21 protein-coding genes are annotated in these 24,946 nt (G+C 63.2%); 13 read left to right on the top strand and 8 right to left on the bottom strand.

Annotation, left to right across the window (positions count from 1 at the left end):
* Positions 1 to 348 precede the first annotated feature (348 nt).
* The 10 genes from HX875_RS22590 to HX875_RS22545 all read left to right on the top strand — a co-directional run bounded on the left by HX875_RS22590 (position 349) and on the right by HX875_RS22545 (position 10,566).
* Entirely contained in the window at positions 349 to 1,119 is a 771-nt protein-coding gene (locus HX875_RS22590) for a FadR/GntR family transcriptional regulator (protein ID WP_177045857.1), read from the top strand.
* A 97-nt stretch (positions 1,120 to 1,216) separates the two neighbouring features.
* Positions 1,217 to 2,419 carry an ABC transporter substrate-binding protein gene (locus HX875_RS22585; RefSeq protein ID WP_177045855.1) on the top strand — a complete coding sequence of 401 codons (1,203 nt, stop codon included), beginning with the start codon at positions 1,217 to 1,219 and terminating at the stop codon, positions 2,417 to 2,419.
* Between the two features lie 67 nt (positions 2,420 to 2,486).
* Positions 2,487 to 3,347 carry a branched-chain amino acid ABC transporter permease gene (locus HX875_RS22580; protein ID WP_003215751.1) on the top strand — a complete coding sequence of 287 codons (861 nt, stop codon included), beginning with the start codon at positions 2,487 to 2,489 and terminating at the stop codon, positions 3,345 to 3,347.
* Between the two features lies 1 nt (position 3,348).
* Positions 3,349 to 4,359 carry a branched-chain amino acid ABC transporter permease gene (locus tag HX875_RS22575; RefSeq protein ID WP_177045853.1) on the top strand — a complete coding sequence of 337 codons (1,011 nt, stop codon included), beginning with the start codon at positions 3,349 to 3,351 and terminating at the stop codon, positions 4,357 to 4,359.
* Entirely contained in the window at positions 4,356 to 5,105 is a 750-nt protein-coding gene (locus HX875_RS22570) for an ABC transporter ATP-binding protein (protein ID WP_010175101.1), read from the top strand. Before HX875_RS22575 ends, HX875_RS22570 begins: the two co-directional genes overlap by 4 nt.
* On the top strand, positions 5,105 to 5,800 hold the full coding sequence (locus HX875_RS22565; RefSeq protein WP_008430585.1) for an ABC transporter ATP-binding protein: 696 nt from the start codon (positions 5,105 to 5,107) through the stop codon (positions 5,798 to 5,800). Before HX875_RS22570 ends, HX875_RS22565 begins: the two co-directional genes overlap by 1 nt.
* A 13-nt stretch (positions 5,801 to 5,813) precedes the next feature.
* The gene (locus HX875_RS22560) at positions 5,814 to 7,085 is read left to right on the top strand and encodes a Zn-dependent hydrolase (protein ID WP_177045851.1); all 1,272 of its coding nucleotides are present in this window, start codon (positions 5,814 to 5,816) and stop codon (positions 7,083 to 7,085) included.
* Positions 7,082 to 8,485 (top strand): amidase, encoded by a 1,404-nt coding sequence (locus tag HX875_RS22555; RefSeq protein ID WP_177045849.1) that lies wholly within the window; start codon positions 7,082 to 7,084, stop codon positions 8,483 to 8,485. Before HX875_RS22560 ends, HX875_RS22555 begins: the two co-directional genes overlap by 4 nt.
* A 161-nt stretch (positions 8,486 to 8,646) precedes the next feature.
* A complete protein-coding gene (locus HX875_RS22550; RefSeq protein ID WP_177045847.1) occupies positions 8,647 to 9,510 on the top strand; it encodes a LysR family transcriptional regulator in 864 nt (287 codons plus the stop codon).
* A 51-nt stretch (positions 9,511 to 9,561) separates the two neighbouring features.
* Positions 9,562 to 10,566: a LacI family DNA-binding transcriptional regulator gene (locus HX875_RS22545; RefSeq protein ID WP_177045845.1), complete on the top strand. Its 1,005-nt coding sequence runs from the start codon at positions 9,562 to 9,564 to the stop codon at positions 10,564 to 10,566.
* Here HX875_RS22545 and HX875_RS22540 read toward each other — a convergent pair.
* The 6 genes from HX875_RS22540 to HX875_RS22515 all read right to left on the bottom strand — a co-directional run bounded on the left by HX875_RS22540 (position 10,563) and on the right by HX875_RS22515 (position 17,567).
* Positions 10,563 to 11,288: an SDR family oxidoreductase gene (locus HX875_RS22540; RefSeq protein ID WP_177045843.1), complete on the bottom strand. Its 726-nt coding sequence runs from the start codon at positions 11,286 to 11,288 to the stop codon at positions 10,563 to 10,565. The genes HX875_RS22545 and HX875_RS22540 overlap by 4 nt on opposite strands.
* 139 nt (positions 11,289 to 11,427) lie before the next feature.
* Entirely contained in the window at positions 11,428 to 12,960 is a 1,533-nt protein-coding gene (locus HX875_RS22535; RefSeq protein WP_177045841.1) for an FGGY-family carbohydrate kinase, read from the bottom strand.
* Between the two features lies 1 nt (position 12,961).
* A complete protein-coding gene (locus HX875_RS22530) occupies positions 12,962 to 14,041 on the bottom strand; it encodes an alcohol dehydrogenase catalytic domain-containing protein (RefSeq protein WP_177045839.1) in 1,080 nt (359 codons plus the stop codon).
* A gap of 69 nt (positions 14,042 to 14,110) precedes the next feature.
* Positions 14,111 to 15,103, bottom strand: coding sequence for an ABC transporter permease (locus tag HX875_RS22525; protein ID WP_177045837.1), 993 nt, complete (start codon positions 15,101 to 15,103; stop codon positions 14,111 to 14,113).
* Entirely contained in the window at positions 15,069 to 16,577 is a 1,509-nt protein-coding gene (locus HX875_RS22520) for a sugar ABC transporter ATP-binding protein (protein WP_177045836.1), read from the bottom strand. The genes HX875_RS22525 and HX875_RS22520 overlap by 35 nt, the downstream gene beginning before the upstream one ends.
* A 63-nt stretch (positions 16,578 to 16,640) precedes the next feature.
* Positions 16,641 to 17,567, bottom strand: a complete 927-nt coding sequence (locus tag HX875_RS22515; RefSeq protein WP_177045834.1) for a substrate-binding domain-containing protein — start codon at positions 17,565 to 17,567, stop codon at positions 16,641 to 16,643.
* 181 nt (positions 17,568 to 17,748) lie between these two features.
* Here HX875_RS22515 and HX875_RS22510 point away from each other — a divergent pair, with 181 nt between their 5' ends.
* Complete coding sequence (locus tag HX875_RS22510; protein WP_177045832.1) at positions 17,749 to 18,069, top strand: hypothetical protein; 321 nt, start codon at positions 17,749 to 17,751, stop codon at positions 18,067 to 18,069.
* Positions 18,070 to 18,096: 27 nt separating this feature from the next.
* Here HX875_RS22510 and HX875_RS22505 read toward each other — a convergent pair whose 3' ends face one another.
* Both HX875_RS22505 and HX875_RS22500 read right to left on the bottom strand, forming a co-directional pair.
* Positions 18,097 to 19,539: a mechanosensitive ion channel domain-containing protein gene (locus tag HX875_RS22505; RefSeq protein WP_177045830.1), complete on the bottom strand. Its 1,443-nt coding sequence runs from the start codon at positions 19,537 to 19,539 to the stop codon at positions 18,097 to 18,099.
* Positions 19,540 to 19,692: 153 nt separating this feature from the next.
* The gene (locus HX875_RS22500) at positions 19,693 to 20,559 is read right to left on the bottom strand and encodes a pirin family protein (protein WP_177045829.1); all 867 of its coding nucleotides are present in this window, start codon (positions 20,557 to 20,559) and stop codon (positions 19,693 to 19,695) included.
* Positions 20,560 to 20,742: 183 nt separating this feature from the next.
* On the opposite strand from HX875_RS22500, the gene HX875_RS22495 reads away from it, so the two are divergent.
* Together HX875_RS22495 and HX875_RS22490 are read left to right on the top strand one after the other, a co-directional pair.
* A complete protein-coding gene (locus HX875_RS22495) occupies positions 20,743 to 21,849 on the top strand; it encodes an efflux RND transporter periplasmic adaptor subunit (RefSeq protein ID WP_177045827.1) in 1,107 nt (368 codons plus the stop codon).
* Between the two features lie 2 nt (positions 21,850 to 21,851).
* The gene (locus HX875_RS22490; protein WP_177045825.1) at positions 21,852 to 24,938 is read left to right on the top strand and encodes an efflux RND transporter permease subunit; all 3,087 of its coding nucleotides are present in this window, start codon (positions 21,852 to 21,854) and stop codon (positions 24,936 to 24,938) included.
* Positions 24,939 to 24,946: the final 8 nt, after the last annotated feature.

Here is a 24,946-nt window from a genome sequence, read left to right as displayed (position 1 = left end):
CGCTTTGGATTTTGATGTTGCCTTTGCTTCACCACACTCAAGCCGGCTTTCAGGCCGCTGTGCTGTTGATCTGCTTTTGATCTTAGGCGCCCCGTTAAACCACGCTGGCACACCGAGCCCTAGCGAGGTGCCGAGTGGTGGGGCAAGAGCGTTTTGCTTACTTTTGCGCTCTTCAAAAGTGAGCCGCTGTAAGAGCGGAACCAATACCAGCCATCACCTAAATAACGGATATACACACCCACCCCATTTACGACCCATCCAAACCAAAAACGACCCCCTCCGTTGACGCCCCACCCCAAACCCCTATTAAGTACTATTAATGCGCATTAATAGGATCAATCAACCGCCATGCTAAGCCGCCCGTTGCGCCGCAAACGCCAGAAGCTCTCCGACGTGATCGTCGAGTCGGTCAAGCGCTCCATCGTCACCGATGCCCTCAAACCCGGCGACCGCTTGCCCACCGAACGCGAGCTGATGGAAAGCTTCCAGTGCTCCAAAGGCTCCGCCCGCGAAGCCCTCAAGGCCCTGGAAGTCGAAGGCCTGGTCAACACCCGCACCGGCCCCAGCGGCGGCGCCTACCTCAACCAGGCCGGCACCGAACCCGCCAGCCGCGCCCTGCGCAACTACCTGCACTTCCAGCACCTGGACGGCGAACAGGTCTACCAACTGCGCAAGGTCATCGAAGTCGAACTCGCCGTCTCCGTGCTGGGCCGCCTGAGCGAAGACGACTACCGCGCCCTCCAGGACAACGTCGACTTTTGCAGCGCCCCCGAAGACAGCGAAGCCGGCCAACGCGAACAACGCATCGCCGAACTGGAATTCCACAACCTGCTGGCCAAGGCCTGCCCCAACCCGCTGCTGAGCTTCATGGCGCAATTCCTCAACGACTTGTTGCGCGACCTGGTCGTCCTGAAAAAAGCCTACAAACCCAAGCGCAAACAATTCGACGCCGCCAACCTCGACTACCACAAGCAACTGCTGATCGCCTTCCGCGCCGAAGACGAAGCCAGCGTACGCAGTCTGATGCACGAACACATGTGCGACGCCGAACACCACATGACCGCACTGGAAGGTGAAGTCAGCCCACACTTTCTACTGGAGTTCGATCACAACCACTGAGCCCCCCAAAAATCCAAATAAAAGGCCTGCCCACAGGCCGTGCCCCACCGTATCGCCATTGCCACTCCTGCCAATAACTAATCCAGGGAGTCACCCCATGCAGCGTCGTACGTTGTTGAAAGCCAGTCTCACCGCCGCAGCCGCCCTCAGCCTTCCGCTGGGTGTGCGCTCGGCATTCGCCGCCGAGCCCTTTACCTTTTACGGCCTCAAGTCCATGTCTGGCGCCTTTGCCAGCTATGGCAAATTTGCCGACATGGGTTCACGCCTCGCGGTGGAACAACACCCCGAGGTGCTCGGTCGCCCGCTGGTCTACAAGGTGATCGACACCGAAGGCAACGCCGGCAAGGCCGTGCGCAAGGTCCAGGAAGCGATCCAGCAGGACGGCGCACGCTTCTTCCAGGGCTGCACCTTGTCGTCTTCGGCACTCGCCGTCGCCAAGGAAGTGAGCAAGGCCGGCGGCGTGTTCATGACCCCGGTGGGCGCCGATGAAGTCACCGGCAAGGACTGCAACAGCGCCACCTTCCGCTGGTCAGTCCCCACCTATGGCGCGATCCGCGAAACCCTCGTGCCGCTGATCAAATTGCTGCCCGACGCCAAGCGCTGGTACACCATCACCCCGCAATACGTGTTCGGCGAAGCCTTGCTAGAGGGCGCCAAATCGGTGCTGGCCGAACATGGCCTGGAGCACGCCGGCAACAGCTACCACTCCCTGCAGGAACAGGAATTTTCCGGCTACCTGACCAACGCGATCGCCGCCAAACCCGACGTACTGGTGCTGCTGAACTTCGGCAGCCAGTCGTCCAACACCCTGCGCCAGGCGGTGAACTTCGGCATCAAGGAACGCATGAAAGTGCTGCTGGTGTGGTCCGCCGGCCTCGATCAGTTCCAGGAGCTGGGCAGCGATGTGCTGGAAGGCGTGTACCTCGGCGCGCAGTATTGGCATCAGGTCGACACCCCGCTCAACCGCGACCTGGTGAAACTGACCAAGGCCAAGTACGGAATCAACCCCACCTACCCGCTGGCCGCTGACTACATCAGCACCAAGGTCATGCTCGAAACCATCATCTCCACCGGCAGCTTCGACGGACCCACCGTGGCCAAGGCCATGCAGGGCCTGAGCTACGAAGGCCCCACCGGCAAGGAATCGATCCGCGCCGGCGACCATCAGGTGATCAAGGATTACTACCTGCTGGTGGGCAAGGCAGCCGGCGACATGGCCGACAAGGACGACCTGGCCAAGGTGCTCAGCTCCGGCCAGTCGTTCCCGCCGGTGGAAGCCACGGGCTGCGTGCTCGGCTGATCCGCTGAAAATCTACTGGTGACACTGCGCAGGGCCGCTCACGCGGCCGCCTGCCGAGGGTTCCTGCATGCTTAATCTTTACCTGTTCCAGATTCTCAACGGCCTGGGCCTTGGGATGATCTACTTCCTGATCGCGGTCGGCTTGACGATCATTTTCGGCCTGCTGAACTTCGTCAATTTCGCACATGGTGCGTTCTTTTTACTGGGGGCCTACATCTGCTACACCGCCGTCAGCCTCACCGGCAGTTTCTGGCTGGCACTGCTGATCGCGCCGCTGGTGGTGGCCGCGCTGGCCTGGGTGATCGAGCGATTATTGATCCAGCGGATTTATCACTTGCCGCACATGTTCCAGATCCTGGTGACCCTGGGGATCGCCCTGATCATCCAGGAAGCCAGCGTGATGATCTGGGGCCCGGTGGGCAAAAGCGTCGCCGTGCCGGAGTTGCTGCGCGGGGTGCTGGTGGTGGGTGATTTCGTCTACCCCTACTACCGCCTGTTCCTGATCGTATTCTCCGGCCTCGTCGGCCTCGGCCTGTGGCTGCTGCTGGAGCGCACGCGCTTCGGTGCCCTGGTGCGGGCCGGCAGTGAAAGCACTGAAACCGTGTCCCTGCTGGGCACCAACATCTTTCGCCTGTTCTCCATGACCTTTGCCCTCGGCGTGGCCCTGGCCGGCGTCGCCGGTGTGCTGTTCGCCCCGTTGCGCGGTGCCCAACCCTTTGTCGGTCCGGAAATCCTTGGCGTGGCCTTCGTGGTGGTGGTGATCGGTGGCATGGGTTCCTTCAGCGGTGCACTGGTCGGCGGCCTGCTGGTCGGCGTGGTGCAGAGCCTGATGACCACACTCTGGCCCCAGGGCGCGAGCCTGATGATCTACGGTGCGATGGCCGTGGTGATCCTGGTGCGTCCTTACGGCCTGTTCGGGAGAGCCTGACATGAGCGAGAAAAATCCCCTGCCGTTCGCCAAGACCCAGTCGCGCTACATGCTGCTGTTGGTGCTGGCGGTATTGATCGGCCTGCCGTTGATTCTGCCCTCGGCGACCCTGGCCACCGAGATCCTGATCTTTGCCATGGCCGCCCTCGCCTGCAACCTGTTGCTGGGTTACACCGGGCTGCTGTCATTCGGCCAAGGCATCTTCTTCGGGGCCGGCGCCTACTGCGCGGCGTTGTTGATGATTCATCTGCAACTCGGCCTGTTCAGCGCACTGCTGGGCGCCGCCGTCGCCGGTGGTTTCCTGGCGTTTCTGGTGGGCGCCCTGGCGATCCGCCGAACCGGCATTTACTTCGTGATGCTGACCTTGGCCTTCAGCCAGATGGCCTACTTCGTCGCCTACACCCTGAGCGACTGGACCGGCGGCGACAACGGCCTGCTCAGCGTCCCGCGCCCGGAAATCCGCATCGGTGACACGGTGCTGTTGTCCCTTACCGATGCCCGCGCGTTTTATGGTTTTGTCGCGGTGCTGTTCCTGCTGATCTTCATCGGTGCGCGCCGGGTGATCGCCTCGCCGTTCGGCAGCACGCTGATGGCGATCCGCGAAAACGAAACCCGGGCCTCGGCCATCGGCTACGACACCCGTCACTTCAAGATCCTGGTGTTCGTGTTGTCCGGCGCCGTCACCGGGATCGCCGGGGCGCTGTACGCGATGCTGCTGCACTTTGTGCCGCTGTCGAATATCGACCTGGCGATGTCCGAAAACATCCTGATCATGACCATCGTCGGCGGTACCGGCTCGCTGTTCGGCTCCTTGCTGGGCGCCGGTTCCATCGTGCTGCTGGGGGACTTCCTCTCCGACCTGTGGCCACGCTGGCTGATGCTGCTGGGGGTGATCCTGATCCTGGTGGTGATCTTCATGCGCGGCGGGTTGTGGGGCGGGTTGTCGACGCTGTTCGAACGTGTGCGCGGCAGCCGCAAGGCCGACGTTGTGACCAAGGAGAAGCTGTCATGAGCATCCTGTTGGAAACCAAGAACCTGGAACTGGCCTACGGCGCATTCCACGCGGTGAACGGCGTCAATCTCAAGGTGCAAGCCGGCACCATCCACACCATCATCGGCCCCAATGGCGCCGGCAAGACCAGCCTGTTCCACTGCCTGACCGGCGAGCGCCAGGCCACCGCCGGGGCGATTCATTTCGACGGCAAGAACCTGATGCGCAAGCCGGCCCATGGTCGCGTAGGCCTGGGCATGGCCCGTTCGTTCCAGCTCACCAGCCTGTTCCAGAACCTCAGCGTGCGCGAGAACCTGCGCCTGGCCGCCCAGGGCCGCGACGGCGCCCGCGCCCTGAACTTCTGGCGCCGGGTCGACAGCAAGCGCGAGCACCTGGAGATGGCCGACCAGGTGCTGGAACGCCTGCAACTCACCGCCCGCGCCGACACCCTGGCCGGCGAGCTGTCCCACGGCCAGCAGCGGGTGCTGGAGGTCGGTATGTCGATCTGCTCCAAACCCAAGCTGCTGATGCTCGACGAGCCCACCTCGGGCATGGGCATCGACGACATTCCGATCATGACCCAACTGATCAGCGACCTCGGCCGCGACCATACGGTGCTGTTGATCGAGCACAACATGAGCATCGTCATGTCCATCAGCCAACGCATCACCGTGATGAGCCACGGCCAGATCCTTGTGGAAGGCACACCGGAATTCGTGCGCGCCGACGAGCGCGTGCGCACCGCCTATTTGGGAGAAGCCGCCTGATGCTGACCGTCGACAATATCCATTCCTACTACGACAAGAGCCACGTCCTTGAAGGCGTGTCCCTGACCGTCAACCCCGGCGAACTGGTGACCCTGCTGGGGCGCAACGGCGCCGGCAAGACCACGACCTTGCGCAGCATCCTCGGGATCATCTGCCCGCGCCAGGGCCAGATTCACTTCAACGGCCAGCCGCTGGTGGGGCAGAAAATCTTCGAAATCGCGCGCCAGGGCCTGGCGCTGGTGCCGGAGAACCGCGGGATCTTCCGCCTGCTCACCGTCGAGGAAAACCTGCGCATCGCGGTGCGCAAGACCAGCCGATGGCAGATGGAAGACGTGTACGGCATGTTCCCGCGCCTCAAGGAGCGCCGCAAAAACGCCGGCCACGCGCTGTCGGGCGGTGAGCAACAGATGCTCGCCATCGCCCGCGCCCTGCTTAACGATCCCAAGCTGCTGATCCTCGATGAGCCCACCGAAGGCCTCGCGCCGGTGATCGTCGACGAGCTGGTGAAGATCCTGCGCAAGGTCAAGGAAGACGGGCTGCCGGTGCTGCTGGTGGAACAGAACCTGATGGTCTGCGACAAGCTCGCCGACCGTCATTACGTCCTCGAACAGGGCCGCGTGGTGTACGAAGGCAGTGCCGAAGCCTTCCGCGCCGACCCGACGATCAAGAACCGTTACCTGGCCCTGAGTGCCTGACCGGAGACTGCTGATGAATAGTTTTGCGCAACCGCTCCAGAGCAATGCCCCGCTGATCAACCGCGAACGCCTGTGGCAATCGCTGATGGACCTCGCCCGCCTCGGCGCCACGCCCAAGGGCGGCGTGTGCCGCCTGGCCCTCACCGACCTCGACCGCCAGGCCCGCGACCTGTTTGTGCAATGGTGCGAGGCCGCCGGGTGCAGCGTCAGCGTCGACGCCATCGGCAATATCTTTGCCCGCCGCGCCGGGCGCAATCCGGCACTGGCGCCGGTGATGACCGGCAGCCATATCGACACCCAGCCTACCGGCGGCAAGTTCGATGGCTGCTATGGCGTGATGGCCGGACTGGAAGTGATCCGCACCCTCAACGATTTGAATATAGAGACTGAAGCACCCATCGAAGTGGTGGTGTGGACCAACGAAGAAGGCTCGCGTTTCCCGCCGTGCATGATGGGTTCCGGAGTGTTCGCCGGTAAGTTCGACTTGCAGGAGACCCTCGACAAGCAGGATGAGCAAGGCCTGTCGGTGGGCGCCGAATTGCAGCGCATCGGCTATGCAGGTTCCCGTGCGGTACTGGGCCACCCGGTAGGCGCGTATTTCGAGGCGCATATCGAACAAGGCCCGGTGCTGGAAGACCAGGCCACCACCATTGGCGTGGTCATGGGCTGCCTGGGCCAGAAGTGGTTCGACCTGACCCTCACCGGCGTCGAAGCTCACGCCGGCCCCACGCCGATGCGCCTGCGCAAGGATGCCCTGGTGGGCGCCGCGCAAGTGGTCAGCGCAGTGAACCGCATCGCCCACGAGCAACAACCCCACGCCTGCGGCACTGTCGGCTGCCTGAGCTTGCACCCCGGCTCGCGCAACGTGATTCCCGGCCAGGTGCACATGACCATCGACCTGCGCCACCTGCACGCCGACAAGCTGCAGGCCATGGTCGACGAAGTGTGCCAGGTGATCGAAGCCAGCGCCGAGCAACACGGCTTGAGCTTTGAGCTGACCCCCACCGCCGACTTCCCGCCGCTGGACTTCAACCCCGCCTGCGTCAACGCGGTGCGCGACGGTGCAAGCGCCCTGGGCCTGAGCCATATGGACATCGTCAGCGGCGCCGGGCATGACGCGATCTTCGTCGCCGAACTGGGCCCGGCCGGGATGATTTTTGTGCCATGCGAAGGCGGCATCAGCCACAACGAAATCGAAAACGCCGCACCGGATGACCTGGCGGCGGGCTGCGCAGTGCTGCTGCGGGCCATGGTCAACGCGGCGCAAGGAGGTAAAGCGGCATGACGGATATCGCCAACCTGACAGCCGTTGAACTGCTGGCTCGCTACCGGGATAAAAGCCTGTCGCCGGTGGAAGTCACCGAAGACGCCCTGCTGCGCATCGAACGCTATAACCCCGCGGTCAACGCCTACTGCCACGTCGACCCGGAAGGTGCCTTGAAGGCGGCCCGGGATTCGGAACAGCGCTGGCTCAAGGGCCAGCCGTGCGGGGCGCTGGACGGGGTGCCCTCCTCCATCAAGGACCTGACGCAGACCATCGGCATGCCGACGCGCAAAGGCTCGCGCACCACATCTGCCGAAGGCCGGTGGGATGTGGATGCGCCCTTCTCGGCCTTTATGCGCAAGGCCGGCGCGGTGCTGCTGGGCAAGACCACCACACCGGAATTCGGCTGGAAAGGCGTCACCGATAACCCGCTGTATGGGATTACCCGCAACCCGTGGGACACGCGCATGACGGCGGGCGGTTCGTCGGGTGGTGCCGGTGCGGCGGCGGCCTTGAACCTGGGCGTGCTGCACCAGGGCAGCGATGCCGGTGGCTCGATCCGGATTCCCTGCGCGTTCACCGGCACTTTCGGCATCAAGCCGACCTTCGGTTATGTGCCGCAATGGCCGGCCAGTTCGATGACCATTCTGTCGCACCTGGGGCCGATGACCCGCACCGTGGAAGACTCGGTGCTGATGCTGCAAACCATCGCCCAGCCGGATGCGCGGGACGGTTTGATCGGCGCGCCACGGACCACGCCATGGTTGCACGCCGGGGCCGATTTGAAGGGCCTTCGCGTCGCTTATAGTCCCGCATTTGGCTACGTGGATGTGGACCCGCAAGTGGCCAAAGTCGTCGCCCAGGCGGTCGAAGGCCTGGCGCAGTTGGGGGCCCAGGTTGAACAGATTGATCCGGGGTTCAGCGATCCGCTGGAGGTGTTCAATACCCTGTGGTTTGCCGGTGCGGCGCGCCTGGCCGGGCCGTTGAGCGATGCCCAGCGGCAACTGATGGACCCGGGGTTGCTGCGCATTGCGCAACTGGGCGAGCAGATCAGCCTCAGCGACTACAGCGCCGCACTGGAAGCCCGGGCGGCCCTGGTGGCGCGCATGGCGGCGTTCCATGAGCATTACGATGTGCTGGTTTCGCCGATGATGCCGATCACCGCATTCGAGGCCGGGCACAACGTGCCACCGGGTTCGGGGCTTGGGGAATGGATGGAGTGGACGCCGTTTACCTATCCCTTCAACCTGACCCAGCAACCGGCGGCGTCGGTGCCGTGCGGGTTGGCGGCGAACGGGTTGCCGGTGGGGTTGCATGTGGTGGGCGCGCGGTTTGCTGATCATCAGGTACTGAGGGTTTGCCAGGCGTATGCCAAGGCTTTCCCGACCGAGCATCTGCAAACACCCAAAACCCCAACCTGAAATACGATCACTGTGGGAGCTGGCTTGCCTGCGATAGCGGTGTATCAGTGCCACATGGGCGAGCTGAGCGACCGCCATCGCAGGCAAGCCAGCTCCCACATTTGATCGCACTCCGCTCCTGCATCGCTCTACAATGTCCCCCATTCACTCCCGGGGGTTTCATGGACATCGAACTGGCACGCACCTTCCTCGAAATCACCCGCTGCGGCAGCCTCGCCGCGGCGGCCGAGAAGCTGCACGTCACCCAGACGGCAATCACCGCCCGGGTCAAAAACCTCGAGAGCCAGCTCAACAGCACCCTGTTCGTACGCAACCGCGCTGGTGCCCGCCTGACCCCGGACGGCGAGGCCTTCGTGATCTACGCCAACCAGCTGGTCCAGACCTGGGAAGCCGCCCGCCGCGACCTGCCACTGCCCGATGGTTACCGCAACGTGCTGCACATCGGCGGCGAAGTCAGCCTGTGCAACCCGTTGATGCTCGGCTGGGCCAAGGCCTTGCGCGAACACATTCCCGGCCATGCCTTGCGCACCGAGATTCGCGAAGGCGAATACCTGCTGCGCCAACTGGAGCTGGGCGTACTGGACGCCGCATTGGTGTTCCAGCCGCAATACTGGCCGGGGTTGCAGGTGGAGCAGGTGCTGGAAGAAAAGTTGATCCTGGTGCAACTGGCCGCCCGGCCCGAGCCCTACGTGTACATCGACTGGGGCCAGGGCTTTCGCCAGCAACATGACGCAGCCCTGCCGGACAAGGCCCGCGCCGCCCTGAGTTTCAATCTCGGGCCGCTGGCGTTGCAGTACATCCTGGAGCATGGCGGCGCCGGCTATTTCCGCACGCGGGTGGTGCAGAGCTACCTGGACAGCGGCGTGATGCAGCGGGTGCCCAAGGCGCCGGAGTTCAGCTTCCCGACGTACCTGGTGTATTCCCGGGAGCGCGATTCGGCGGTTTTGCAGCAGGCGCTGGGGTTGCTGCGGGCGGTGGTGGAGGCGGAAAAGGATTGGTCGCAGCGCTGGGATCCGGTGATTTGATCCGGCGCACATGTTAGCCTCCTACTGTTTTCTCCTGGTTGCCCCCTGCCGATGAACAAGAAAAAGTCCGTCACCATCAGCGACATCGCCAAACGGGTCAACATGACCACCATCACGGTGTCCCGGGCGTTGAGCAAACCTGACCTGGTGAAGCCCGCCACCCTGGCGCGGATTCTCGAGGTGGCGCGGGAGCTGGACTATGTGCCCAACGCCTTCGCCCGCGGGCTCAAGCGCAGCGAAAGCCTGATCATCGGCGTGATCACCGCCTCCGTCGACAACCCCTTCTACAGCGAGATGATCAAGGCGATTTCCCGCGAGGCGAAAAAGCACGGCTACACCATCATGCTGGTGGACACCGACGAGCTGGAAGAACTGGAAAGCAAGGCCGTCGACACCCTGCTGGGCTACCGCGTGGCGGGGATCATTTTGTCGCCGGTCTCCGACGAGCCCAGCTACCAGCCGGACTACCTGGAGCGCCTGGGCAACGGCAAGACCCCGGTGGTGCTGCTCGACCGCACGATCCACGACAGCCCGTTCAGCCGCGTGGTGCTGGACAACTACCACAGCGGCATCGAGGCGGCGCAGTACCTGGTGCGGCAAACCCCGAATCTCAAGCGCCTGCTGGTGCTGACCGGGCCCGAGCATTCGCGCATCACCATGGAGCGCCTCAAGGGCCTGCAAGAAGTGCTGGCCGAACACCCGCAGGTGCACGTCGAAGTGTGCGCCGGCGACTACACGCTGATGCCCTCCTACCTGCACACCCTCGACTACCTGGCCGAGCACTCGGCGCCGGACGCGATCATGGGCTTCAACCAGTTGATCACCCTCGGCGCGCTGCGTGCGTTGCGCATGCACAACATCCCCCACGACAGCCTGACCATCTGCGGCATCGACCGCCTGCCCTTCGCCGATATCTTCGGCGTGCCGATTGCCTGCGTGGCCCACGATGCATCGCTGGCCGGCAGCAGCGCGGTGCGGCTGCTGCTGGACCGCCTCGAAGACCCGCACAAGCCGCGGGACAAGGTGGTGATCGCCGGCAAACTGGAGAACGGCTAGCGGCTGGTGTAGCCACCGTCGATCGGTAGGCTGACGCCGCTGATCATGCTGGCGGCGTCGCTCAACAGGAACAGCACCGGTAATGCCACCTCCGCCGTTTCGGCAAACCGCCCCAGGGGAATCGCCGCCAATGCCGGATCGCGCTTGGCGGGCGCCGACCAGGCCATTTGCGCCATGGGCGTGAGAGTGACGGTGGGGTTGACGCTGTTGACGCGAATCCCGAAACGGCCCCATTCGGCGCATTGCACCCGGGTGATGGCGTCCAGCGCGGCCTTGGAGGCGCAGTAGCCGAGGTGATCGTCCAGCGCCACCAGTGAAGCCTGGCTGGAGACGTTGACGATGCTGCCAGCGATCCTGGCTTCGATCATCGCGGCAGCGATACGGCTGGCGACCTGGGCCGCAGCGCGGGCGTTGACGTGCATCACCTGGTCGAAGGCTTCGGCGCTGATGGCAGCGGCGGGTTCCAGGCGAGAGATGCCGGCGCAGTTGACCAGGCCGTGCATCGGCGGCAGGCCTTGCAGGGCCAGGTCCAGGGCGGCGCTGTTGGCGATGTCCAGGCACAGGGTTTCGCAGCCGAGTTGGGCCAGGGCCTGGGCGTCGCGGCCCAGGGCGAAAACCTCGGCACCGCTGGCGATCAGTTGGAGAGCAATTTCCCGGCCGATGCCGCTGCTGGCGCCGGTGACGAGGATGCGCTGCTCGGAGAAGTCAAAAATAGCGTTCATGGCAACTATTCCAAAAGACAATGGAGATCCAATGTGGGAGCTGGCTTGCCTGCGATAGCGGTGGGTCATTTAGCCCACTTGGTACTGATGCACCGCCATCGCAGGCAAGCCAGCTCCCACATTTTTAATCGGTGTTCGCTTAAGCGTTTTGCAAGCTGTGCATCACCGGTTTCAAGGCCGGATACAGCGCCAGATAACAGGCAAACGCCCGGTCATATACCCCGACATTCCCCGCCTCCGGCTCCGCCCGCAGCTCCAGCTGCACCCAGCCCTTCTCCATCTCCCGGTCATCCACCAACCCCACCGCATGGGCCGCCAGCAACGCCGCGCCCAACGCCGCCTCCACCTCTTGCACGATGGTGTAGACCGGGTAATGGGTGATGTCCGCAATAATCTGCATCCACAAATCCGAATGGCTCGCCCCGCCCACCACAATCAGGCGAGGATCAAGGGAATGCGCCCCACGAGTCCCCGCCTCGATGTTGTGCCGCAGGGCAAAACTCACCCCTTCAAGCACCGCGCGGTACAGGTGGATACGGCTGTGATACAGGTTCAAGCCGACAAAACTGCCGCTGGCCCGGTCATCCCACACCGGGCTGCGTTCGCCCATGAGGTACGGCAGGAACAACAGCCCTTCACTGCCCGCCGGGATCTTCGCGGCGCTCTGCTCCAGCAGCCACAGGCTGTCCTGGCCCGTGTCCTTCGCCTGTTGCTCTTCGGCCTGGCAGAACTGTTCGCGGAACCAGCTCACCGACGCCCCGGCCGTGATCGCCCCGCCGAAGATGTACAGGTCGCGGTGGCCGTTATAGACATGGGGCATGCTCACCAGGCCATGCCGCGCATCCACCTGCTGATTGAGATAACCCCAGCACATGCTGGTGCCGATCATCGCCACATGGTTGCCCGGCCGGGTCACTCCGGCGGCCAGGGTCGCCATGGCCGCATCCACGCCCCCGGCCAGGATCGGCGTGCCCGCCTGCAAGCCCAATCGCGGTGCCCAGGCCTCCAGCAAGCCGCCGACCACTTCACCGGAATACAGCAGACGCTCCGGCATCATCGCCAGGGGAATCTCCAGCGCCGCCAGCATCTCGGCCGACCAGCCCCGCTGCGCCACATCGTAGACGCCGCCGATATTGCCGGCGCTGCTGTGATCCACCGCCAACTCGCCGCTCAGGCACCAGTTGATGTAGCTGTTGGGCGGCAGCAGGTAGCGGGTGTTGGCCCACACCTGCGGCTGGTGCTGCTTGAGCCAGAGCATCTTGGTGAAGCCGTAGTAGCTGTCCACCGAGTTGCCGGTGACCGCAAACAGCCGCTCCAGGTCCACATGCTCGCGCACCCACTCCACCTGCTCGCCCGCGCGCCGGTCCATCCAGATCAGGCACGGGTGCAGCGGCGTTATCTGCGCATCCACGGCAATTCCCGAGCCGCCGTACAGGCTGCTGATGCACAGCGCCTTGACCTGCTCTTTCGCCACGCCAGCCTTGGCCATGCACTGGGCGACGCATGTCTCCACCGCATCCAGCCAGACCTGCGGCCACTGCTCGGCCCAGCGCACTTTTGGGGTATCCACGCGATACCCCTGGCTGTGCTGGGCGATGATCGTACCGTCGGCATCCACCAGCAGCGCCTTGGTGCTTTGCGTGCCGATGTCCACACCCATCACGTAGTTCATCTCAGACCACCGGCTTCAACAGCACCTTGATCGACTTGGTCGAGTTGGCCAGCTCAAAGGCCTCGGCCCAGCTGTCCAGCCCGAAGTCATGGGTCACGATGCCCTTGGACGTCAGCAGGCCGCGCTCGAACAGATCGATGGCCACCGGGTAGCAATACGGCCCCAGGTGCGCGCCGCGCACGTCCAGCTCCTTACGGTCACCGATGATCGACCAGTCGGCGCTGGTCTCGGCGCCAAACACGCTGAACTCGACGAAACGCCCCAGCTTGCGGATCAACTCCAGGCCCTGGGTGACGCCCGCCGGCACGCCGGTGGTTTCGATGTACACGTCGCAGCCGTAGTTGTCGGTCAGGCCGTTGATGATCTCCCGGGCGTTGTCCCGGGACGGGTTGATCACCACGTCGGCACCGAACTTTTTCGCCAGTTCCAGACGCTCGTCCACCATGTCGATCACCACCAGTTTCTTCGGCGTCTTCAGCGCCGCCACCTGCACCATGCACAGGCCCAGGGTGCCGGCACCGGCGATCACCAGCACGTCATCCAGCTGGATCTCACCGCGGTTGACGGTGTGAATCGCACAGGACATCGGCTCGATCAGCGCCGAGTCTTCCAGGGACACCGACTCCGGAATCTTGTGCACGATGGCCGTCTTGGGAATGCGCATGTACTGGGCCATGCCGCCTTCGGCGACTTCACGCTGGAAGCCGAAGATGTTGTGCACCTCGCACATCCAGTACTTGCCGGACTTGCAGAAGCGGCACTTGCCACACGGCACGATCTGCTCGGCGATCACCTTGTCGCCGACCTTCACGTCAAAGTGCTCCTCGGCGCCCTCGCCCGCTTCCACCACGTAGCCGAAAAACTCGTGCCCCGGCACCACCGGCGCCTTGACCCACGGGTTGTCGCCGCCCCAGAACATCGCCGCGCCCGAGTGGCATTTGCAGTCACTGGCGCAGATGCCGCAGGCGGCGATACGAATCACCAGTTCATTGACCCGCGCCTGGGGTTTGCTGATGCGTTCCAGGCGGTAGTCTTTCGGGCCGTGGCAGACGACGGCTTGCATTTCGTTGTGCTTTTCCATGATGTGCGGACCTTTCTTGAGCATGAGAGAACCCATCGCGGCCGCCATGGCCGCGTGGAGATAACCGGTTTACTTGTGGCGCTGACGGCTGATGAAGATCGCCAGCAAAATGATCCCGCCCTTGATCACGCTCTGGACGTAGGGCGAGACCCCGAGCATGTTCAAGCCGTTGTTCAACACCCCCAGCAACATGGCGCCGAGCAAGGTGCCGACAATCACCCCGCGCCCGCCGGCAATCGAGGCGCCGCCCAGGACCACGGCGGCAATCGCGTCGAGTTCGAACGACACCCCGGCATTCGGCTGGCCGCTCATCAAGCGCGAGGTCAGCACCAGCCCGGCAATCGCTGCGGTGAACCCGCTGATGCCATACACCAGCAACTTGAAGCGCGCCGCCCGCACACCGGACAGGCGCACCGCTTCCTCGTTGCCGCCAATCGCGTAGATATAGCGGCCGATGCGCGTGTGTTGCAGCAGCACATAGGCCGCCAGGTACGTCACCAGCATGATCAGGATCGGCACCGAAATGCCGAACAGGCTTTCGCGGCCAAAGAACCCGAACCACTCCGGCAGCCCGGAAATCGGGTAGCCGTCGGTGTACATCAGGCCGAACCCGCGGGCGATGCCCATGGTCGCCAGGGTGACGATAATCGGCGGCATGTGCAGGTAGGCAACGAACAACCCATTGCCGATGCCGAAAGCCACGCCGATCAGCATCCCGGCGCCGATCGCCAGGCCCGGCGGCAAGCCCGCCACCATCAGGCCGGCGGTCAAGGTGCCGGACAAGGCCATCACCGGGCCCACCGACAAGTCGATGCCGCCGGTGAGAATCACGCAGGTCATGCCCACCGCGATAATCGCGTTGATCGACACCTGGCGCGCGATGTTCGACAGGTTGCTGGCGGTGAGGAAATTGTCGCTGGCGAAGATCATCACCAACGTCACCACCACCAGCCCCACAAAGGGATAAAACGCCGGCGAGCGAATCAACCGCGCCAGGTTCAGGCGCAGCCGGCCAGGCGTCACGGCATTAATGGACATATTCACTTGAGCCCCCTGTTGCATGGCGCATGACCTCTTGAGGATTGACGGCAGACGCTTCCAGTACCTTGACGATGGCGCCCTTGTGGAACACGGCGACGCGGTCGCACATGCCGATGACTTCCGGCAGTTCCGAGGAAATCATGATGATTGCGTAGCCTTGTTCGGTGAGGCTGCGCATCAGTGCGTAGATCTGCGCCTTGGCGCCGACGTCGATGCCACGGGTGGGTTCGTCGAATACCAGCACGTCGCAGTGATGGTTGATCCAGCGGGCAATCACGACTTTCTGCTGGTTGCCGCCGCTGAGGTTGAATACCCGGCTCTCGCCGCTGGGGGCCTTGATCGACAGTTGGCGCATCAGGGCTTCGACGCTGGCGCACTCCTTGTCCTTGTCGATCAGGCCGCTGGCGTTCTGGTATTTGGGCAGGTTGTTGAGGGAGATGTTTTCGCGAATGCTGAAATCGGTGATCAGCCCTTCGCTCTTGCGGCTTTCCGGCAGCAGGCCGATGCCGTGGGCCAAGGCCTGGGCCGGGTCGTCGAGAGTGATTTTTTCACCCCGCAGCCACACCTCTTTGCTCACCGACGGCAGCGCGCCCATCATGCCCAGGGCCAATTCGGTACGTCCGGAACCCACCAGGCCGGCGAAGCCGAGAATCTCGCCCTTGTGCAATTCAAAATGGTTGTGGGGCCCGTTGCGCACCAGCTGGATGTCCTTGACCTCCAGCAACAGCGGCCCGCGTTCGGCGGTGGGTTTGGGCGGAAAGCTGCATTCCAGGCGGCGCCCCACCATCATTTCCACCAGGCGGTCGATATCACTGTCGGCCACATCGGTGACGCCCACATTGCCGCCGTCACGCAGCACGCTGATGCGGTCGCACACCTGGAAAATCTCTTCCAGGTGGTGGGAGATAAAAATCACCGCCACGCCCTGGCGCTTGAGTTCGCGCATGATCTCGAACAGCAGCTCGGCTTCACTGGGCGTGAGGGTGGCGGTGGGTTCGTCGAGCACCAACAGCCGCGCATCCAGGGCCAGCGCCTTGGCGATCTCGACAAACTGCTGCTCGGCCACGCTCAGGTGCTTGACCGCGCATTGCAGGTCGATGCTCACGCCAAGGCGCTTGAACAACGCCTCGCTCGCCTCGACCATTTCGCGCTTGCGCAACAGGCCAAAGCGGTTGCTCAGCTCATGGCCGAGGAAGATATTTTCCACCGCCGTGAGGTAGGGAATCAGGCTGAATTCCTGGAACACAATGCCGATGCCGGCGGCAATCGCATCACGATAAGTCGCGAACTGCCGGGCCTGGCCGTCGATCAGGATCTGCCCTTCGTCCTGATGCTCTACCCCGCCCAGGATTTTCATCAGGGTCGATTTGCCTGCGCCGTTTTCCCCGAGCAAGGCATGAATCTCGCCGCGCTGTACTTCCAGGTTGATCGCCTTGAGGGCTTGCACCCCCGGGTAGCGCTTACAGATATTTTCCAGCTTCAGAAGACTGCTCATACCGCCGACCTCGCATTCAGATGGATGACCTGTGCCCCACGCCTGGCGTGGGGCCTGGGCGGTTTACCAGCTGAAGTCCTTGGCCTTGGCCTGGTCGATCAGGGTGATGTCCACCGGGATCGTGGCCGGCACTTGCGAGCCCCACTTCTTGGCCAGGGCGATGCCCAGGGCCAGGCGAATCTGGTCACGCGGGTATTGCGCGGAGGTGGCGATGAACTTGCTGCCGGGCTTCTGGATCGCCTTGATTGCTTCCGGCGCGCCGTCGACGCTCACCAGTTTGACGTCCAGGCCGCTGGCTTCGATGGCCGAGAGCGCACCGAGGGAGCCGTTGTCGTTGACGCTGAAAATGCCCTTGAGAGTGGGCTGGGCCTGCAGCATGTTTTCGGTGACGGTCAGCGCCTGGTCACGTTCCTGCTTGCCGTTCTGGATGCTCACAATCTTGATGTCCGGGTGCTTGGCCACGGCCTCTTTGCAACCGCGCACGCGCTCCAGGATCGGCACCACGGCGATGCCGTCGAGGATCGCGATATTGCCTTTGTCGCCGATGTTCTTGGCCAGGTATTCACAGGCCTGGAAGCCGGCGTCGAAGTTTTTCGAACCGACGAAGGAGTCCAGCGGGCCTTCGGCCTGGGCGTCCACCGCTACCACCACTACGCCGGCGGCGTGGGCGGACTTGACGGCGGACTGTACGCCAACGGAGTCGGTGGGGTTGATCAGCAGGATGTCGATGCCCTTTTGCAGCATGTCTTCGACGTCGCTGACCTGCTTGGACACGTCGTGGCGGGCGTCGGTGATGATCAACTGCGCACCGATGGTCGCCCCGGCTTCCTGCAAGGCGTCTTTCATGGTGACGAAGTAAGGGTTGTTGATTTCCTGGAAGGACGCGCCGATGCGGATGGGCGCGGGTTTGGTGTCGGCGTACGCCAGGCCGACGATGCCGAGATTGATGCCTAAAGCCAACAAACACAGGGTTTTCGGAAGCATTTTCATGGTTGAGATCTCTGTTTTGTTTTTATTTTTAGAGCAAATGTTATCGTTAACATTTTGCGAGAAACTAGCAAGGAAATGGGGCCGGTGCAAGAGGGAGTTGGAACTGCGGGGATTGTTTTTGACACAGAGGAACGAGCGGGCATGAGACCGCGATGGAAAAACTGAATGAGAGGAAAGACTTATGGGCGCTATCTTGGGGCTTTTGGGCAGTATTGCGATACCGATTTTGAAAGCCATTGGCTTGGGCGCGGTGAGCGGAGGTGCCGCCTATGGAGCGACCAAGGCGCTTGAGGCAACCCTCGAGGAGAAACCGCAAGCTGCCACGCGGGATGAACCGGTGAAAAAAAATGGCGACGTATTCACCCCTGCCGTCCAAAAGACCTTTGGCGAACGGACCGAGGTCCAGGGCAGCGCGAAACCGTCCATCGCTTCGACTGCCGCCCCGCCGCCCGAAAACCCGACAATCTCCAAGGCACCTCTCACGCCGCTGGCCCCCGTGTAATGTCACGTCGGGCTCGGTCCTGCTGGATCAAGCCCGACTTCGCAGCCACTGCATGAACCCCTTCTTGACCGGCACCACCGGCGCCTCCTGCGTCAAACTCTGAGCCGCATGCAAGCGGAAATCCAACAAACTCTTCATCGCCTCGCTGATGTCATGCCGAGCATCCAAACAAGGCTTCAGATACTCCTTCTCAATCCGGTACAACGTGCAAAACGTCTTCGCCGAAAAGTCCGCCGGCACGCCCTGCTCCGACAGAATCCCCGCCTCGCCAATCACCTCCCCCGGCCCCATCCGTCCGGCTTCAAACTTGTGCCCGGCCTTGGTCAACATCACCGAAATCACCCCCGATTCGATGATAAACAAATGATCACTCACCTCCCCGGCCGGCAAAATCATCTCCCCGGCACGGAAGGTTTGCAGCGTCATGTTCTGGCTGAACGTCTCCTTCTCATCCTGACGCAACGTCGAGAAAATCGAAGAACTCTCCAACAACGCCCGCGCCCGCGACACCGCCACCGGCGCATTGCTCTCGGCCGCCGACAACAAACTCACCCCGGCCGCCTGCAAATGCCGGAACGCCAAATCATAAAGCTGATTACGCACCTCACGCTTGAGCGTCATCGCCGGCACAAACCCACTGATCTCATACTCCACGCCACCACTGGCCGACGTCTTGAACGCCACACTCGGCGCCGGCTTCGCCAGCAGCGGCCGACACCCCTGCATCGCCCGCTCCAGCGCATCCAGCACGGTTTGCGGCCGCGCATGGGGACTGACTTGCAGGCTGACCGACAAGCCAAACATATCCGCCGGGCGCGAGAAGTTGATGATCTTGGCCTTGGCCGCCAATGAATTGGGCACCACCGCCAGGCTGCCCTGGGAGGTTTGCAGCTGGGTGGCACGCCAGTCGATATCGATCACCCGGCCTTCAGTGCCGTCAATAGAGATCCAGTCATCCAGTTGGTAGGGCTTGGTAGTGTTGAGGACAATGCCGGAAAACACATCGCTCAAGGTGCTTTGCAACGCCAGGCCGACGATGATCGCCACCGCACCGGAGGTGGCCAGCACGCCCTTGACCGGCAGGTCGAGCACGTAGGCCATGGCCGCGATGATCGCGATCAGGAAGATCACCGCACCCACCAGGTCCTGCAACAGCCGCCCGGTGTGGCCGACCCGCTGCATCATCACCGCGCCGAGCAATACCGTGAGGGTGCGCGCCGCAAACAGCCACCAGCCGATCTGGAACGCCGTGGCCGCCAGGTGCAGCGCCACATTGTCGCCATACGGCGCGACCTGCATCGGGTTCATGCCTTCGTTGAACAACACGGCGCTGAACACCGCGAAGATCACCACGCGCGCCACCAGCTTCCAATTGCCAAAATCGGCAGAGATCAGGCGCCATACGGCGATGTCGATCAGCACCAGCGCCAGGGCGCAGAACATCGGGTGATCGGAGATAAATGAGGGCATCCAGGCGACTCCAGGGCGAATGCCATGAAGATCGCATGAAATGAGAACGCCGCAAACAAAATGTGGGAGCTGGCTTGCCTGCGATGCAGGCACCTCGGCTTATCAGAGACACCGAGGTGATGCGATCGCAGGCAAGCCAGCGCCTACAGGGGGTCAGCGCTGCATCTGCCCGAATTGACCGGACTGATAGTCGGCAAACGCCTGGTGGATTTCCTGCTCGGTGTTCATCACGAACGGGCCGTGGCCGACGATCGGCTCGTCAATCGGTTCGCCGCTGAGCAGCAACACCATGGCGTCGTCGCTGGACTCCAGGCGCAGTTGCGTGCCATCGCGCTCAAACAGCGCCAACTGCCCTTCCCGCGCCACGTCGGTGTCGTTGATCCGCACCGAGCCGCGCAATACCACCAGCGCAGTGTTGCGCCCGGCGTGCAGGTCCAGCGTCACTTGGCTGCCGGCGTTGAGGCGCATGTCCCACACATCGATCGCCGTGAAGGTACGCGCCGGGCCCTTGACCCCGTCGAACTCACCGGCGATCAGGCGCAGGCTGCCCGCGTTGCCGGCCAGGGGCAGCGTGGGGATATCACCGTCGAGGATGGTCTGGTAACCGGCGTCGGTCATTTTGTCCTTGGCCGGCAGGTTGACCCACAACTGGACCATTTCCAGGGCGCCGCCACTGCGGGCGAACGCTTCGGAGTGAAACTCCTCGTGAATGATGCCCCTGGCCGCCGTCATCCATTGCACATCGCCCGGGCCAATGGTGCCGCCGGCACCGGTGGAATCCCGGTGCTCGACTTCGCCCTTGTAGACGATGGTCACGGTCTCAAAGCCGCGATGGGGGTGCTGGCCCACGCCGCGACGCTGTTCGGTCGGGGTAAAGGCCGCGGGACCTGCGTGATCCAGCAACAGGAACGGGCTGATCTGCTTGCCCATGGTGTCGTAGGAAAACAGCGTACGAACCGGAAAGCCGTCGCCGACCCAATGACCGCGCGGGCTGGTGTAGATGCCGATGATCTTTTTCATATGTGTCTCCAGTAATGGATACACCTTAAATCCGTTATCAATCTTGCGCTAGCCGGCAAAACCGGCCCTGATCGTCCCACCAGTGGAACGCCTGCCCGGGGGCTGGATTATTTTATATTTCGATCATAATATGGCGTTAAATATTATGACCGTAATTTTCACCCCGCCCCCACGGAGCCCGACATGAACCCTCTCCCCCTGCGTCTTCTCACGCCCCTGGCCTTGCTGGCCATACTCAGCGGCTGCAACAGCCAGGCCGACCCCGTTGCCGAAGCGCCCCTGCCCCGCCCCGTGTTGGCCGCCAAGGTCGAAGCCGCAGGCAGCCAGCAAAGCGCCTACACCGGCGTGGTGGCCGCGCGCACTGAAAGTGACCTGGGCTTCCGCGTCAGCGGCAAGGTGATCGAGCGCAAGGTGGATCCGGGCCAGCATGTGAGCCGTGGCGACACCTTGCTGGTGCTGGACATCGGCGACTTCGAACTGGCCCTGCGCTCGGCAAAAAACCGCGTCATCGCGGCCCAGGCGCAGTTGCGTCAACGTCGGGATGACGAAGCCCGCTACCAGCGCCTGGCCAACACCGGCGCAGTGTCGCGGCAGATTTTCGACCAGTCCGCCACCAACCTGCGGGTGGCCGAAGCTGAACTGGCCTCGGCGCAATCCGACGCCAGCCAGATCGAAAACCGCCGCACCTACTCGGTGCTCAGGGCCGACAGCGACGGCATCATCACCGACGTGCGGGTGGACCGCGGCCAAGTAGTGGCCGAGGGGCAAGTGGTGGCGCGCCTGGCCCACGACGGCGCCCGGGAAGCCATCGTCAACCTGCCGGAAAACCAGCGCGACCAGGCCTCGCAAAAGGCCTTGGCGTTCCCCTTCGATGCCCCTGAACAGGCGGTGACCGCCACATTGCGCGAACTGTCCGCCAGCGCCGACCCGACCACCCGCACCTACCGCGCGCGCTACGTATTGCACGGCCCCGTCGACCGCTTCGCCCTCGGCTCGACCATCACCGTGCGCCTGCAAGGAGATGGCCAGGCGCAACAGACCCGCGTGCCCATCGGCGCCTTGCAGGATGCCGGCAAAGGCACCGGTGTGTGGGTAATCGGCACCGATGACAAGGTCAGCTTCGCCCCGGTCAACGTCGCCAGCCTCGGCCAGGAGGATGCCCTGCTGAACAGCGGCGTAAGCCCGGGCCAAGTGGTGGTCGCCCTCGGCGCGCACCTGCTGCACAGCGGTGACGCGGTACGTCTGTTGCCGGCCCAGGTATTGGCCCTCAACCGTCGGCAGGAACCTTGAGAATGCGTGGTATCAACCTCTCCGAGCTGGCGGTAAAACACCGCGCGGTCACGCTGTTCCTGATCATCGCGATCCTCGCCGCCGGGGTCTTTGCCTTTGGCAAACTGGGACGCGCCGAAGACCCTTCCTTCACCGTCAAGGTCATGACCATCACCGCCGCCTGGCCCGGCGCCACCGCCCAGGAAATGCAGGAACAAGTGGCCGACCGCCTGGAAAAACGCCTGCAGGAACTGGACTACTACGACCGCGTCGAGACCATCGCCCAGCCGGGTTTCGTCTCGATGCGCATGACGTACCTGGAGTCCACTCGCCCGAGCGAGATCCAGGACCTGTTCTACCAGACCCGCAAGAAGCTCAGCGACGAAGCCGCGAAGCTGCCCAAGGGCGTAATCGGGCCGTTTTTCAACGATGAATACTCCGATGTGTACTTCTCCCTGTACGCGTTGGAGGCCGAACACCTGCCCCACCGGCAACTGGTGCAAATGGCCGAGGACATGCGCCAGGGCCTGCTCAACCTGCCGGGGGTGAAGAAAGTGAATATCCTCGGCGAACAGGCGCAGCGCATCTTTGTCGAGTTCTCCTATGAACGCCTCGCCACCCTGGGCATCAAGCCCGAGCAGATCTTCGCCGCCCTCGCCGCCCAGAACGCCGTGGCGCCTTCGGGTTTTGTCGAAACCGCCGGCGCCCGTGCGTATATCCGAATCGACGGCGCCTTCGACAGCCTGGCGCTGATCGAAAACGTGCCGTTGGAATCCAACGGCAAGCTGCTGCGCATCGCCGATGTGGCCACCGTCAGCCGGGGTTATGAAGACCCGCCCAGCTACCGCATCCGCCATCAGGGCGACCCGTCGCTGATGCTCGGGGTGATCATGGAGAAGCACTGGAACGGCCTGGAACTGGACAAGGCCCTCAAGGCCCAGGAGGCGAAAATCCAGGCCGACCTGCCGCTGGGGGTCAACTTCGCCAAGGTCTCCGACCAGGCGAAAAACATCAGCCTGGCGGTCAACGAGTTCATGCTGAAGTTCTTCGTCGCCCTCGCGGTGGTGATGGTGATCAGCCTGCTGGCCCTGGGGTTCCGGGTCGGGCTGGTGGTGGCCGCAGCGGTGCCGCTGACCTTGTCGATCGTGTTTGTGATCATGCTGATGACCGGCCGCGAATTCGACCGGGTGACCCTGGGTGCACTGATTATTTCCCTGGGCCTGCTGGTGGACGACGCGATCATTGCGATCGAGATGATGGTGGTCAAACTCGAGGAAGGTTTTGACCGGATTCACGCGGCCACTTTCGCCTGGAGCTCCACCGCCGCGCCGATGCTCACCGGCACCCTGGTGACGATTATCGGCTTCCTCCCGGTGGGTTTTGCCCGCTCGGGCGCCGGGGAATACGCGGGGAATATCTTCTGGATCGTCGGCTTTGCGCTGATTGCTTCGTGGCTGGTGGCGGTGGTGTTCACCCCGTACCTGGGGGTCAAGCTGTTGCCGCACATCAAGCCGGTTGCCGGCGGCCACGATGCGATTTATGCCGGCCGGTATTACCAGAAACTGCGCCACCTGGTAGACGCCTGTGTGCGCAACCGCTGGTGGGTCACCGGGCTGGTGGTGGCAGCCTTTGTGCTGTGTGGCCTGGGCATGGGCGTGGTGAAGAAGCAATTCTTTCCCAACTCCGACCGTTCCGAGCTGATTCTTGAGGTGTATATGCCGCCGGGCAGCGCCTTCAAAAGCACCGAGGCGGTGGCCGCACAGGTGGAAAAGGCGCTGATGCAGGAGCCGCAAACCGTGATGGTCGACACCTACGTCGGCGGCGGTGCGCCACGGTTTTTCCTGTCGCTGAACCCGGAGTTGCCAGACCCGGCCTTCGCCAAGCTGATCGTGCAGACCGCCGACGCCCACGCCCGGGACGCGCTGAAAAAGCGCATGGATGAACGCATCGCGGCGGGTGAGTTTCCGTCGGCACGGGTGCGGGTCACGCAGTTGGTGTTCGGCCCGCCCGTGCCCTTCCCCGTGGTGTTTCGCGTGTCCGGTCCCGACCTGAATGTGCTGCGCGGCCTGTCTGAAGACGTGCGCCAAGTGGTCGCCGCCAACAAACTCACCCGGGACAGTTTCCTCGACTGGGGCGAGCGCGCCAGCAGTTATCGCCTGGTGCTGGACCAGGACCGCCTGCGCCTGCTGGGCTTTACCCCCGACGGGGTGAAATCCCAGCTCAACGCCCTGCTCAGCGGCAACCCGATCACCGAAGTGCGCGAAGGCAATCGCACCGTTTCCGTGGTCGCCCGCTCCCAGGGCAGCCAGCGCGAAGACCTCGGCAACCTAGACAATATGACCCTGACCAACAGCGCCGGCGTGTCGGTGCCACTGGCCCAGGTCGGGCATTTCCAGGCGGTGATGGAAGAACCGATCCTCAAGCGTCGCAACCGCGCGCTGACCGTGGAAGTGCGGGCCGATATTGTCGACGGCACCCAGCCGCCGGATGTGGAAATGGCGGTGTACAAGGACCTGCAGCCGCTGATCGCCAAGCTGCCGGCCGGGTATCAGATCGTCATCGGCGGCCCGGTGGAAGAAAGCGCCAAGGCCAACGTCGCGCTGGCGGCGCTGTTCCCGATCATGATCCTGCTGACGTTGACCGTGATCATGTTCCAGGTGCGTTCGTTCGGGGTGATGTTCATGGTGTTTGCCACGGCGCCACTGGGGCTGATCGGCGCGGTGCCGACGTTGCTGCTGTTCAACCAACCGTTCGGGTTCAACGCGATATTGGGGCTGATCGGGATTGGCGGGATCCTGATGCGCAACACGCTGATCTTTACCGACCAGATTCGCCAGAACCAGGACCAGGGCATGGTGATTCGCGAAGCGATCATCGAGGCCACGGTGCGCCGGGCACGACCGGTGATCCTGACTGCGCTGGCGGCGGCGTTGGCGTTTATTCCGCTGACTTTATCGGTGTTCTGGTCGTCGCTGGCGTATGTGCTGATTGGCGGAGTGCTGGTGGGGACGGTATTGACGTTGCTGTTCTTGCCGGCGTTGTGCAGCTTGGTGCTGGGGCGGGAGAAGACGCGGGAAGTGGTGACAGCAAGCACCACCGCCGTCCTGTAGGAGCTGGC

The organism is Pseudomonas yamanorum, assembly GCF_013386765.1.
In the GTDB taxonomy this organism is placed as follows: Bacteria; Pseudomonadota; Gammaproteobacteria; order Pseudomonadales; family Pseudomonadaceae; genus Aquipseudomonas; species Aquipseudomonas yamanorum_A.
Note: the sequence above shows the minus strand (reverse complement) of the source record. Positions and strands in the feature narration are given on the sequence as shown.